Source organism: Methylobacterium sp. E-046 (genome assembly GCF_022829625.1).
GTDB classification, from domain to species: Bacteria; Pseudomonadota; Alphaproteobacteria; order Rhizobiales; family Beijerinckiaceae; genus Methylobacterium; species Methylobacterium longum.
In genome coordinates this window covers 1-12,756 of record NZ_JAKSYP010000066.1, presented here as the reverse complement: position 1 = coordinate 12,756, position 12,756 = coordinate 1, and the positions used below count along the sequence as shown (strand labels likewise).

Genomic DNA, 12,756 nt, shown 5'->3' with positions numbered 1-12,756 from the left:
TGCGATGTGCGCGGATCGCATGCTCAAGGTCTATCACGCCAGGATCGTTCGCCTTGCGCAATATCGCGACCGCGCTGGCGAGGGCCGCGATTACCTGCTCATCGAGCAGAATGCTCATGGCGATCCTGTTCCGCAGACGGTTGCAGGAGCAATCCATGTCTGGACCGGGTTCCGACATGAAGCTTCAACGACGTCGATGTTTTTCGGTTCGCCGGCCAGCAGCGCCCTCCGTCAGGTCGCCGAGTTGGAGAACGTCATTGCGGCCGTCGAGGCCGTCGCGGCTGAAGAGATGGATCGAAGGCGGCGTATCAGCCCCGCGGCGGGGAGCCACGGGGCATTTAGAGCTTACCGGCCGCTCGGAGCAGCACCGCTGCCCGTCGTACCGTTTCCGGAACCGCTGCCTCCGGCTGCACCGGGCGTGCTGACGGGCGGGCCGCCGCTGGTGCCAGGACCTGTGCCTGTGCTCATCGTACCCGCTCCCATAGAGCTGCTGCCGCCCTCCATGGACTTCTGAGAGTTGCTCTTCACCGAGCCCGGGCTGTTCATATTGCCCTCAGAGCTACCGCCGCCGGCTGCGGTTTGAGCCATCGCGGCACTTGAAACGGCAAGGGTGAGCGCAGCAGCTAGAGCAAGTGTCTTCATCGGCATGGCGTTTCCTCCAGACGGATCGGCTCGATCGGTCCGGGTTTGAACGTCGCCGACGTCGATATCGTTCAGGCGTGTCGACCAGCGACCGCTGCGAGGCACCTATTTAGCCTCTATGCAACTTAAAATATACATTTTCTGTGACGGGATTGCATACGTATTTGTGAAGGCGAAGCGTTCGGCCAACATCGTAGATGGTAAACTATTTGAACGAAGCTCTCTGGGTTGTTGAACCCGGATGGTTGCGCGCGCGGCGAGCCTTTCGGCTCCTCCCGCGCCAAACCGAACCATGCGCCTCCAACTTTCTCTCAAAACATCGCTTGCCGGCGCCTTCGGCCTGCTCGCTCTCATCGCTGCGGGTCAAGGAGCGCTCTCGGTCGTTAAGCTTGCCGGGATCCGTCACTCTGTCACTGAAGTGGCCACGAATTGGCTGCCGTCCATCGTCGCTGTCGGTCAGATGCGAGCGGCAGCCTCTGAGGTTCGGGTCAAGCAGCTGCGTTTGCTCATCTTGTCTGACACACCCGCTCGCTTGGTTGAGAACGAGACCAAGCTCACTACGAGCCATGACAAGCTCACTGAAGCGCGCAAGGCCTACGAGCCTCTGATCGCTTCAAACGAGGAGCGCGCCCTCTACGACGCATTTGCCTCTGACTGGAAGCGCTTCGAGCAGGCGGATGCCGAGATGCGGCGCCTGATGGAGGCAGGCCAGCAACCGGCGGCTCTCAAGCTGATGAGTGGGCCTGAGACGGCCAACCTCTACGACGAGGCTCGTGCCAATCTCTCGCGTGACGTCGCCCTGAACGAGCAAGGGGCTCGCCGCGATGCCAACGCAGCGATGTCCGAGGCCGATGCCGCCACGCTAGCTGCCTACGTCGCCGTTGCTCTGGCGTTGGCCGCTGCATGCGCCGCTGCTGCCTTCGGACTCCTACGTGTGTCGCGTCCGATCCAAGGAATGACCGACGCGATGTCGATCCTAGCCGGAGGCGATGCCGCCGCCGAGGTGCCGTACCGGCAACGCCAGGACGAGATCGGCGCGATGGCCGCTGCCGTGCAGGTGTTCAAGGATAACCTGATCCGCACCCGCCAGCTGGAGGCTGAGACCGCACAGGCGCGGCTGGCGGCCGAGGGGCAGCGCAAGGCCGGCATGCGCCAGATGGCCGATGGCTTCGAGCAGGCGGTCGGTGGGATCATCGGTCTGGTCTCGGCTGCCGCTACCGAGCTGCAGGCTACCGCTGGATCGATGTCGGCAATGGCGGGCGAGACCTCTGCTCAATCCGGAGCTGTGGCGGCTGCCGCAGAAGAGGCGGCCTCGAACGTTAACACCGTCGCCGCCGCCGCCGAGCAGCTGGGTTCCTCCGTCCAAGAGATCAGCCGGCAAGTCGCCGGTTCGGCGGATCTGGCACACCGCACCGTGCGCGAGGCGGATCAAACCGGCGCACTGGTGCAGGAACTGAGCGCGGCCGTGTCACGGATAGGCGACGTCGTCGGGCTGATCTCGACGATCGCGGGTCAGACCAACCTGTTGGCGCTCAACGCCACCATCGAGGCGGCCCGCGCTGGCGCGGCCGGCAAGGGCTTTGCAGTCGTTGCCTCCGAGGTGAAGGCCCTGGCCGAGCAGACCGCGAAGGCGACCGGGGAGATCGCGAGCCAGATCGGTCATATCCAGGCTTCCACAGGGCAGGCGGTGTCTTCGATCGCAGGCATCACCGAGCGGATCCGCGAGATCAACGGCGTTGCAGCCTCGATTGCCGCCGCCGTGGAGCAGCAGGGCGCGGCGACGCAGGAGATCGTGCGCAACGTCAGCCAGGCGGCGATGGGTACAGGCGAGGTCACGAGCAACATCGCTGGTGTGGCCGGCGCGGCCGAGGAGACCGGAGCGGCAGCGAGCCAGGTGCTGGGCGCGGCCTCCGAGCTATCGCGGCAGTCCGAGCATCTCACGGCCGAGGTCGGACGCTTCCTTGCGACCGTGCGCGCGGCCTGAGGCGTGATGAAATCGGTGGGACCTCAGGAAGATAGCACTGCCTTTGCAGACATCCGAGGTCTCACCGAGGCTCTAACAGGGGCATTCGCTGAAGGAGTAGATCTCGGCCCTCGTGGGTCACAGATCCGAGCCCTCGGCCAATCGTTGGAAGCAATGATCGAAGCGCTGCGTTTAAAGATTGCGGCTCTTGGCGGCCAAGTGCACATCGCTGACCAGACCTTGGATCTCGATTGGCTTGCCCGGATGGCGCGAGCAGCGCGTACATATGACACTGGCGAAACAGAGTCGCCATTGGGGTGAACTGCGACGGCTGTCAGCCCGACGTCGGCGCGAATTAGCCGCACAGGGTAAGACACAAGCCCCGACCGTACATCGAGACCGAATTTTCGCTGCTCCCAGTTGCCCTGTCAGCCCCTGATCGAAAACGGCGTTCCCTCAACTTACCACGACGGGCTTGAAGATCTGTTTTGAGCCTCTCCGCGGGCGTTCAGCACATGGATTCGCTGTCCAGCTTTATGTTAGCTATCACGTCGTCTTGAGCGACGTCGGCACCGCGTGATCCTGTAGGACTTCTTTTAACAACCTTACGGTACGTCAGCAGACGAACACAATCTCGGGTACCTACCGTGCGGCTTCCCCCTATCCTCGTCGCAGAGGACGCCCGCCTCGCGGCACTGGCCGAGTACGATCTCGTCGGCTCCGCTCCAGCGCCGGCCTTCACCCAGATCGTCAGCCTAGCCGCGCGCCTGTTTCAGGTCCCGACAGCCTTCGTCTCGCTCCTCGATCGAGACCGGCAGGTGTTCCACGCCAAGGTAGGCCTCAGCCTATGCGAGACTGACCGAGAGGTCGCATTCTGCTCACATACCATCGCGCAAACTGAGGCCCTCGTCGTCCTCGACGCCGCCCTTGATCCACGCTTCCACGACAACCCGCTCGTCACTGGGCCGCCACACATCCGCTTCTACGCCGGCATCCCGCTACACGCACCCGCAGGTCACGCCGTCGGCACGCTCTGCCTGGCCGATACGCAGCCGCGCAACAGCTTCTCCGATGCAGACCGGAAGATCCTGCGGCAGCTAGCTGATCTTATCCTCGACCGCATGGAGCTGCGCCGGCTGGCGGTCGCCGAGCGGGCGAGCCAGTCGCGCTTCGTTCAGATCGCTGCAACTTCGCCGGATGGCATCATCTGCGCCGATGCGACAGGCCACATCACCTTCTGGAATGCCGCCGCCGAGCGCATGTTCGGGCACAGCGCCGACGATGCGATCGGACAGCCCATCGACCTGATCGTGCCCGAGCGCATGCGCGGAGGTCACGGTGGTGGCCTGCACCGCGTCGCCGGCGGTGGCAAACCCCGGCTTTTGGGCAAGACCGTCGAGCTGCCAGCTCGCCACAAGGATGGGACCGAGTTCCCGATCGAGCTGTCGCTATCGCGATGGCAGGAGGAGGGACGCGCCGCGTTCGGCTCGATCGTGCGCGACATCCGAGAGCGACGCGCCAACGAAGAGCGGTTGTTCCGGCTCGCTCACCTCGATCCACTCACCGAGTTGCCCAACCGTGCCGTGCTGTGCGAGCGGCTGACCGAGATCGTCACCGCCGCGCGTACCGTCTCGGTGCTGATGTTCGACCTCGACGGCTTCAAGGAGATCAACGACAGCCACGGACATGCCACCGGTGACGCCGCGCTTAAGGCGATGGCCGCCCGCCTGCTCGCGTGCGTTCGCCCGATCGACACGGTTTCGCGGCTCGGTGGCGACGAGTTCGTCCTGCTCATGCCTGACATCGCCGATCCGCTGCGCGCGGCCGAGGTGGCTGATATGATCATCGGGGCAGTCGCAGAACCGTTCGAGCATGAGGGTCAGACGCTGCGGCTCGGCACCAGCGTCGGTATCGCCTTGGCGCCGACGCACGGCGACAGCGCCGACGACCTGCTCTCGTGTGCGGATCTGGCCCTGTACCAAGCCAAGGGCGACGGCCGCCACTGCCACCGGCTGTTCACCCCGGTGCTGCGGCAGCAAGCCCAGCGCGTCCACACCTGCCGCGACGAGTTGGGTCGGGCGGTCGAGCGCGGTGAGTTCGTACTGTTCTACCAGCCTCAGGTGCGCCTCAGCGACGGCGGCCTAGTCGGGGCGGAGGCGCTGATCCGCTGGCAGCATCCGGAGCGCGGTCTGCTCGCGCCCGCGGCGTTCCTCGACGTACTGGACAGGAGCCGGTACGCTGCGCTGGTCGGCGACTGGGTGCTGCGCACCGCTTGTGAACAGGCCGTCACGTGGCGCAACGCGGGGTCACCCGAGTTCCGCATGGGGGTGAACCTGTGCAGCGCCCAGGTCCAGCGCGGCGACTTGGCCACGACGGTCCGGGCTATCCTGTCCGACACTGGCCTCCCGGCCGCTGGCTTGGAGCTGGAGATCACCGAGAACATCGTGCTGCGCCACGATGCTGAGGTGATCGCTGCCCTGCGCATTCTGCGAGAGGCGCGGGTTGGCATCGCCTTCGACGACTACGGCACTGGCTATGCCTCGCTCAGCCTGCTCAAGCGCTTCCCCCTGACCCGGCTGAAGATCGACCGCTCGTTCGTGACCGGCATGTTGGCCTCACACCAGGACGTAACGATCGTGCGGGCGATCCTGCAACTCGGCCGCGGGTTCGAACTGGCGGTGATCGCCGAGGGGATTGAGACTGAGGCGGAATACGCGCGTCTGCGCGGGAAGGGCTGCCAGGAAGGGCAAGGCTACCTGTTTGGTAAGCCGATGCCCGCTGACGTGTTCGCGAACCGGTTCGGCCTTGGGATCCAGCAAGAGGCGAGGGCCACTTCGGCCGCGGCCTGACGTTGCGCGTGACACGCACCGTGACATGCATCCCGGCGTAAGCGGCTAACCGCTACGCTTTCACCTGAACTGGTGGCACAGTGCGCCATCATGCCGATCCGGCCCGAGCACCGCTTCTTCTACCCCATCGACTGGCGTGAGCTATCGATGGCGATCCGCTTCGGCCGGGCACAGGGCCGGTGCGAGGGCTGCGGACGGCCGCATGGGCGGAAGATCTACCACCTCGGCGATGGCCGCTGGTGGGACGCTGAGGCCAATCGCTGGCGCGACGGATGGGGCAGGCGGATCCGGGTGGCTGCGGAAGCTGACATCCTCGGCCGCGCCCGTCGAACCCACGTGGTCCTCGCGGCCGCCCACCGGGATCACAACACCTCGAACAACGCTGATGCCAACCTCGCGGCCTTCTGCCAGCGGTGTCACATGATCCACGACCGGCCCGAGCATCAGAGACGGCGCTGGCGCACGCTGTTCCGGCGGAAGGCGATCGGCGACCTGTTCGGCGGCCCGTACCGTTAAGGCTGGCAAGCGCAATGTCGCTCGCATCAGCGGCACCAAGGGGCAGCCCCACACCATCGGATCGAGGCTTGATTGATAGAGCCTGTCGTTGCGGGGTCGTCGGACGGCAGCAGCGCGGTCGCTGGTTCAGCGGGTCGATTGGCTTCCATCAGCATCGCAGCCGCGAAGCAGCAGAGCACGAGGGCGGCGATCCAGAGGGCGCCTCTCAGAGTCCGAACCGTTCACTTTGACATACCCGCGACGGTGATGGCCGTCGGTTAGCGAACCCTTGCACGACGCCTCAGCTCAGATCCTCACCCTCATGCCTTTCTGCGATGGGTCAGGTCATCGAGCAGCTTCTGGAGCACCGCATCGGTTGGTCGTTGCGTCTCGTCGACGAGCACGAACAGCGCCTGGGCTGCGATTGTTGTGTGCGGCGGCGGGTTGCTGTGTGGTTTTCCCTCTGCATCTGCGTAGCCGACCGGCGTGCCGAAGTTCTGGATCAGGACGGCCGAAACGATCTCCGCCCAGGCTACACCAGCGACCTTGACGTCGAAGCGGAGGCACTCGTCACCCTCGCTGGAGAACAGGCGCTCGATGATCCATTCGGTGCCGGGCGCGACGATGGCGCGGACGATCATCTCAGGATACCCGCGCAAAGGCCTGACGATGGCTGAAGCCCCCGCTCGTCTCAGGCGATCGCGGTTCAGGTCATCGACACACTCAGCGATGATGCGCGCCTTGATCCCCCGCTCGCGCAGACGATGGATGATGTCGAAGGTGCGACTGTCGGACAGTCGCTCGCCTTCCTGCTCGGCGAGGATGACGAGCACTCGCGCGTCGTCGACGCCCGCAGCTTCAAGCGCCGCGGGATCGTCGAAGCGCCCCTTCAGCTGAACGATGAGCGGATCGTCCTCAAGATCGGGCGGTAGGCCATCCGGGAAGGCCTCGGTCAGGATCAAGGAAGGCACGGTGGCGAAGTCGGCATGCGACCGGTGCAGCTGGTCGAGGAGGCGCCGCAGGTAGTCGCCCGGCTCGTCGGCGGGTGCGTTCACGAAGACGATGTGGTCGCGCATGCCCCACCTCCACTCGCCTCGACGCTTGCGTTCACGTCGCAGGATCCGGAACTCAAAGAACGCGCCCCCGGCCTGGGTCAGTAGGAAAATGCCGGACAGGTAGATCAGTACGATGGTTGCGGCTCGGCCCGCGGGCGTCTTCGCGGAGAGATCACCGTAGCCCGTGGTGGTGATGGTGGTGAAGGTTAGCCACACCGCTTCACCGAAGCTGAGGCCCTCGAAGGCGATCATCGCAGCGACATGCAGGCCGATGAGGATCAACAGCCCGACCAGGGCGAAGCGGATGCGGTTGCGTAGATCGCGCACAACGCTACGGCGGAACCGGAGGGGTCTATTTCGAGCCCGTGCTGGGCGTATCATCGTGGGGATCCTGTTGCCCTATGGAAGCTGACCGCCTGTGGAGCCGTTCGGAATATCGACCGGTCGCAGAACATCAGCGCATGGCTCGCCCGGTTCTACCTGTCGCGCGAATTCTCACGGGGCCACTTCGGCCAGGGTCGCCCGCTGCCCCTCGGCAGCCCTTCTTGGGTTCCGCTGGCCTCGTTTTCCCCAGATCTGAAACCTCAGTAGGCGTGCTGGTTACGCTTTTGACCCCTCCCCCTTGCAAGGTGGGGCCGTGATGACCCTGCCTCTGAGAAGGGGGTGGTAAACCGCCACCTCCTTTTCGCGCCAGCCGGATCCAGGCCAGCCATTCCGCGCTGATGATCCGGAGCACGTTCGTGTCGTTGCGGAAGCCGGTGATCTGCCGCTCCTCGACGGTCACGAGACCGAGCTGTCGGGCCTCACGGATCGCATTCTTGACGGTGGAGCGGCACACGCCCGCCACGGCGGCCATGTTCTCGATCGACAGCCTGCAATCCTTCCGGCGCGCGGTCTCAGCAGCCACCAAGGCGAGAACCGCCTGCTCAGCCAGAGTGAACCGGGCCGCGAGACCGGGCGGGAGCCGTCCAGAGGCTGCCCAGCGGCGACGGCGCTCCATCGAGGCATCCGTGCGCGGGCGCGAGCCGACGGCCCTCCTGGGCGATCCTACGCGATCTGGGGCCGATATGGGATTTCCCATAACGGGGACACGGCGGGTCTCGATCAGGCCGGACAGCGCCGCGGCCTCGGTCTCCGTCACCTTCCCTTCCCCGTAGGCGCGCCAGAGCGCAGCCGTGATGGCCGGCAACGCGGCGCGCGGGGCCACCTCCACCTGTCGGCGGATCTCTTCGGCATAGGTCATCGAACCCGGTCCCTTACGGGCCGCGGCTAGGGTCCAGGCAAGCCTTCCCTGTTGCCGGAATTGCCGTTCCGGCTTGACTCCCGAGGGGGTCGTGTGGCTTGTGAGGGGTATTCGAGACGGCCTCACAAGGCCCCAGGTTTTCAGCAGCCTCTTCCTTGCCGGGAAGGGGCTGTTGGCTTTTCAGGGTCTATCTCGCGGCTGCGGTCTCCTGATGGTGGCCGCGACTCGCCAAGGCGGGTCCAGCCGGAACGGTCCATGTCGGCCGGGGCGCACGGTTAAGTCAACGTTGCGGGGGACGGTGCGACCCCACACTTGCGCAGCCTGTGATGACGCCGCCACCCTACGCGGATGATCCGGTCCGAACTCGTCGCCCGCATCGCGGAGCAGAACCCGCACCTCTTCGCCCGAGATGTCGAGGCGGTCGTGGATACCATTCTCGACCGGATCGCCGGGGGCGTTGGCGGATGGTGATCGCGTCGAGCTGCGCGACTTCGAGACGTTCTGCGTGCGTGACCGCGAAGCCCGTACCGCTCGGAACCCGAGCACCGTCGCGAGGGTGGTGGTCGAGGCTAGGGCGCACGTCCACTTCAAGCATAGCAAGGCGATGCGGGCACGACTCAATCGCGATGATGGTCAACCCCAAGGAAAGGCGCAGCGGGTTCGGCGGGCTTCCTAGCGGGTACAGCAGGCAGCCCGCCCGCACGCCTGGAACTCACGCAACAACCATCTGCAGTCACTTCATATTGTCTGCTTTTCTGCAACCCTTCGGTTTCATGGCCAAGATTTAATGCAGCGCCTACCCGTCCGCCAAGTTATGAGAACAGCGGCATTGAATGACTCGGCTGCGGAATACAGAGGACACAGGCGATGAAGATAATGAATACGCTTATCGCTGCAGGAGCGCTTGCCGCTCTGCCGGTTGTTAGCGCGAATGCGATGCCGATCGTATCTAATCTGGGCGTCACGGCTCCCATCGCCCTTGTGGCGGGTGGTTGTGGTCCAGGCGCGTGGCGTGGCCCTTGGGGACACTGCCGGAATACACCCTACGTCGGACGCCTCCCGGGTGGTTGGTACCAAGTCCGCGCCGGCAACGGTTGCCCGCCTGGCTACTGGCGTGGCCCCTGGGGTCACTGCCGCAACACCCCGTTCCACGGTCGGCTTCCGGGCGGCGGCTTCCGGTAATCGATCAACCCTCCGGGATCCCGATCGACATCAGGGCCCGCTTCAGCAGGTCGAGGAGCATCGTGCCGGCCGCCGCGATGACGTTGCCGCGGCCGCGCCAAGGTAGGATGTCCGCCATCGGCAACAGCTCGAGCGTCGGCTCAGCCGCCGAGCGATCTGGAACCGCCGAGCTTACTGGCGTATCAGCCCGCATGGCCAAGCGCGTGAAGCAACTGCCTCAGGACCGAGGCTTCGTCCTGTTCGACGCCATCTTCGAGGATGGCAGTCGTGCCTCGAACCGGCGCGTGCCGATGGAGATCCTAGGCGGCTTGGACGGCGACGATCCCGCCCGACGGCTCATTGAGCAGCAGGAGGCTGAGATCGCTCAGAAGGCCGGTCGGCCGCCACGGGCGATCCAGAGCCTTGTGCGGGCCGCCAAGCCGGAGCCGAAGCCCGTGCGAGACTAAGGCGTCTGTCGGCCAGCCGCCGTCTGCAGCCTCATCCGCACCTACGCGGTGTGCAGCGGCCTAGTAGGACGTGGAGCAAAAACTAGCTTCGCAGGCTGAACAACCATACCGGCTCGCCATCAACGCGCCAAACAACTCGTACGAGGCACCTCTCGTAGCGAAGTGGATTGCGGGCAACTAAAACTGACACTTGCCTTTAGACCACGATTGTACCATTCACGAAAATGTGAGCGCATGTAGGAACGATTGCCTTGTCCGAAGAAACTCAAGAGAGCGGCCGCAACCTTACCGCGCTAGCTGCCGAGGTCGTCTCAGCTTACGTCTCGAACAACCCTGTGCCACTAGCCGAACTGCCGGGCCTGATCGCGAGAGTTCACGAGGCAGTCTCCGGTCTAGCCACTGCGGGTGGCTCGGGTGCTACGGCTCCAAACGTCGACGTCGAGAAACCGAGCGCAGCCCAGATCCGCAAGTCTGTCCGCGACGACGGCATCGTGAGCTTCATCGACGGCAAAACTTACAAGACGCTGAAGCGGCATCTGACCGGACACGGCCTCGACCCGAAGAGCTATCGCGATCGCTACGGCCTGTCGTCCGACTATCCGATGGTCGCGCCGAGCTACGCTGCACAGCGCTCCGCCCTCGCCAAGGCCATCGGCCTGGGTCAGGCGGGCGGTTCCGCTACACGCGACAAGGACGCACGGAAGACAGACTGATTGGGGATGCCGCGCGTCGGCCGTTACCGAGCGGGACGGCCGAAGGTCTGCGCCCATGTCAGCATGACGACGTTATTAGGCGGATCTGCCGAAGGCATCGCTGCGGGCTCGGCAGACATGCTCTGAGCCAAACCTGGGCGCCCCTGATTGAATGCTCCTATCCAGCGAAGGATGCGATCCGCACGTCGGCGCCGCCACCTTAGCCGGAATTCACGCGCTGTCTTTGGCCACCAGATGCGAGCGTATCTCACAGCGCGTCGAGCGGCAGCCATAAGCTCATCCTCTGCCTCGACTCGCGATTTGTGGCGCCGGGGCGATGAGGACAGTCTTTCATCAATCCTGAGTGCGTCCTAGCGCGGGCAGGATCCATTTCGCGGGTGGCCAAAGGTTTATCCCGATATCCTAAATTCTTAGGTACGCATGGCGAATGGAGGTACGGTCGGCATCAGAGATGTACTAGCAGGCTGACGCCCAAGCAGAGCGCTTCGTGCCGGTGCTCGGCTGGATTGCACAGGCTGAATAGGGTGGGCCTCTTCCTCCGCACCGGATGCGCGAGCGGCGTTGGTGAGGGGCTAGCAGCTAGACAGTTCCCGCATCCGACCTTAACTCCGCGGCGCCGGCATCCGCCGATCTCCACGCCCGCCCAGAAGCTCGCCCCAACCTGCAGATGGGCGGGTGTGGATGCTAGGAGGCTCCGCAAAACGGAAATCGTTTCCGCTCTGCGAAAAGCGACACCGTTTCGCATTCGGGCGACGCAGCGTAGGCTGAGTCCGCCGGCACGCCCTGAGGGGGCGGTTTTGCTTGCAGTTCACGCCCGCCTCAAGTCCGCCCCCCAGTGAACCGAAGGGCGGGCGTGGATGCTCAACCGGGTCAGAGCCAAACTCTCACCCAAGTTGTAGCGGTGCGCTAAGCCGGGCGTAGCCTTGAGGTCATTGGGCTTCCTCCCAACCTCCCCGCTCATGGGATTGCCCCCCTGGCTGCACCCGGACGGGCGTGGATGACTGCTGACGCTTATGTGCCGCGGCCCTCCGGTTCCCCCGCGCCTGCGCGACGGCCTCTGGCTCCTCGGCCACCAGCAGGCCGCCCATCGCCTCGTGGCAGGCCAGCCAGCTGCGAGCGAGCTGGCGCATCAGCTTCGTAAGCCGCATTCAATCTCAGCAATTTCTACTGAGCCTGAAACTTATCGGCCACGAAACGCGTCACGACTCCAGTATGCGCGCAATTTTACTGCATTTGGAGCCTCGAATGCGACTTTCGGTACTGATTTTTTCATGTTGTCTGGTCTGACGACTTCAGCTATAGCGCAGCATTCGCAACCTAGGCTAGATCCAGTCCAGGCAAAAACTGACATCAACAGCGATGCGAAAGCCAAGGAGACGAAGCAAGCCATTGAAAGAGCCAGGGAACGGCAGAAGGCCGTTGACCAGCACAACTCAGATCTGTGGGGACGCTGGATCTACGCTGTTTGCGTCGGCTGTGGCTGGACGCCGAGAAATGTTCGGATCGTGCACACCAATCCTTCACGCGTGCTGATTGGCATACCAGCTGCGGACGATGATGCACGTGAACGCGCTGGCATACGCTTCAGAAGCTGAAGCCGTCAGCATCACGCATGCTCTAGCAGGTCGAGGAGCATCGTGCCGGCTGCCGCGATGACGTTGCCGCGCCCGCGCCAGGGCAAGATTTCAGCCGTCAGCAGCGGTTCGGGCTGCGGCTCGGGCATCGGCTCGGCCGCCACCTCCGGCAGCACGGTCTCGGGTGCCTCCTCCTCGCGGTCCCGGTCATTGCCCCGCATGTAGACGACCTGCGAGCCGGTGGGGTTCTCCGGTGCCGCCAGGGACGGCTCAGCGCTCCCGCCGTCCTCGTCGTCGGCGTCCCCGTTCATGCGGTCCAGAACCGCGATGATGCGGTCTGCCGCCTCGACAGCGACCTGCGCCGCCTCCTCCAGGCTGGCAGGGAGCGCAGTCCCGGCCAACGGCGACAAGATCTCCGGAGTCGCCGGGTTCAGACGACGGGTTGTGGTGTGCACGTTCGGCCAGGGACAGGTCTCGCATGCCGATGGAGGGACGGCGCTCCGTGCCAGCCTGGAGGAGGCGGCGCAGGTCGCTCTCGAGGCGGCAGACCGCATCATCGCGGTTCTGGACCGCATGAACGGGGACGCCGACGAC

Annotated in this window: 9 protein-coding genes and 2 pseudogenes; 8 read left to right on the top strand and 3 right to left on the bottom strand. The window is 64.6% G+C overall.

Annotated features, from left to right (window positions below):
- The 4 genes and pseudogenes from MKK82_RS34165 to MKK82_RS04125 all read left to right on the top strand — a co-directional run.
- A pseudogene (locus tag MKK82_RS34165) lies at window positions 1–514 on the top strand (hypothetical protein); the annotation flags it as partial.
- Between the two features lie 420 nt (window positions 515–934).
- Window positions 935–2,626, top strand: coding sequence for a methyl-accepting chemotaxis protein (locus tag MKK82_RS04140; protein WP_243984747.1), 1,692 nt, complete (start codon window positions 935–937; stop codon window positions 2,624–2,626).
- Window positions 2,627–3,252: 626 nt separating this feature from the next.
- A complete protein-coding gene (locus MKK82_RS04130) occupies window positions 3,253–5,454 on the top strand; it encodes an EAL domain-containing protein (RefSeq protein ID WP_313902083.1) in 2,202 nt (733 codons plus the stop codon).
- A 90-nt stretch (window positions 5,455–5,544) separates the two neighbouring features.
- Entirely contained in the window at window positions 5,545–5,970 is a 426-nt protein-coding gene (locus MKK82_RS04125) for a hypothetical protein (RefSeq protein WP_243984746.1), read from the top strand.
- Between the two features lie 299 nt (window positions 5,971–6,269).
- Here the strand turns inward: MKK82_RS04125 and MKK82_RS04120 are convergent, their stop codons facing one another.
- Window positions 6,270–7,331, bottom strand: coding sequence for a potassium channel family protein (locus tag MKK82_RS04120; protein WP_243984745.1), 1,062 nt, complete (start codon window positions 7,329–7,331; stop codon window positions 6,270–6,272).
- 127 nt (window positions 7,332–7,458) lie between these two features.
- Window positions 7,459–8,247 (bottom strand): helix-turn-helix domain-containing protein, encoded by a 789-nt coding sequence (locus MKK82_RS04115; protein WP_243984743.1) that lies wholly within the window; start codon window positions 8,245–8,247, stop codon window positions 7,459–7,461.
- Window positions 8,248–8,595: 348 nt separating this feature from the next.
- Between MKK82_RS04115 and MKK82_RS04110 the strand changes: the two are divergent.
- From MKK82_RS04110 to MKK82_RS04100, 4 genes and pseudogenes are all read left to right on the top strand, one after another.
- Window positions 8,596–8,923: pseudogene (locus tag MKK82_RS04110) on the top strand (HU family DNA-binding protein).
- Window positions 8,924–9,114: 191 nt separating this feature from the next.
- Entirely contained in the window at window positions 9,115–9,429 is a 315-nt protein-coding gene (locus tag MKK82_RS34330; RefSeq protein ID WP_409566773.1) for a GCG_CRPN prefix-to-repeats domain-containing protein, read from the top strand.
- A gap of 191 nt (window positions 9,430–9,620) precedes the next feature.
- Window positions 9,621–9,875, top strand: a complete 255-nt coding sequence (locus tag MKK82_RS04105; RefSeq protein WP_243984742.1) for a hypothetical protein — start codon at window positions 9,621–9,623, stop codon at window positions 9,873–9,875.
- A gap of 251 nt (window positions 9,876–10,126) precedes the next feature.
- Window positions 10,127–10,588, top strand: coding sequence for a MucR family transcriptional regulator (locus tag MKK82_RS04100; RefSeq protein ID WP_243984740.1), 462 nt, complete (start codon window positions 10,127–10,129; stop codon window positions 10,586–10,588).
- 1,606 nt (window positions 10,589–12,194) lie between these two features.
- On the opposite strand, the gene MKK82_RS04095 is transcribed toward MKK82_RS04100, so the two are convergent.
- Entirely contained in the window at window positions 12,195–12,563 is a 369-nt protein-coding gene (locus MKK82_RS04095) for a hypothetical protein (protein ID WP_243984738.1), read from the bottom strand.
- Between the last annotated feature and the right edge of the window lie 193 nt (window positions 12,564–12,756).

What these genes read in the sequence shown, in the direction of transcription:
- MKK82_RS34330 (WP_409566773.1), top strand. Translation starts at nt 9,115, where the DNA reads ATGAAGATAATGAATACGCTTATCGCTGCAGGAGCGCTTGCCGCTCTG.
- MKK82_RS04140 (WP_243984747.1), top strand. Translation starts at nt 935, where the DNA reads ATGCGCCTCCAACTTTCTCTCAAAACATCGCTTGCCGGCGCCTTCGGC.
- MKK82_RS04115 (WP_243984743.1), bottom strand. Translation starts at nt 8,247, where the DNA reads ATGACCTATGCCGAAGAGATCCGCCGACAGGTGGAGGTGGCCCCGCGC.
- MKK82_RS04125 (WP_243984746.1), top strand. Translation starts at nt 5,545, where the DNA reads ATGCCGATCCGGCCCGAGCACCGCTTCTTCTACCCCATCGACTGGCGT.
- MKK82_RS04105 (WP_243984742.1), top strand. Translation starts at nt 9,621, where the DNA reads ATGGCCAAGCGCGTGAAGCAACTGCCTCAGGACCGAGGCTTCGTCCTG.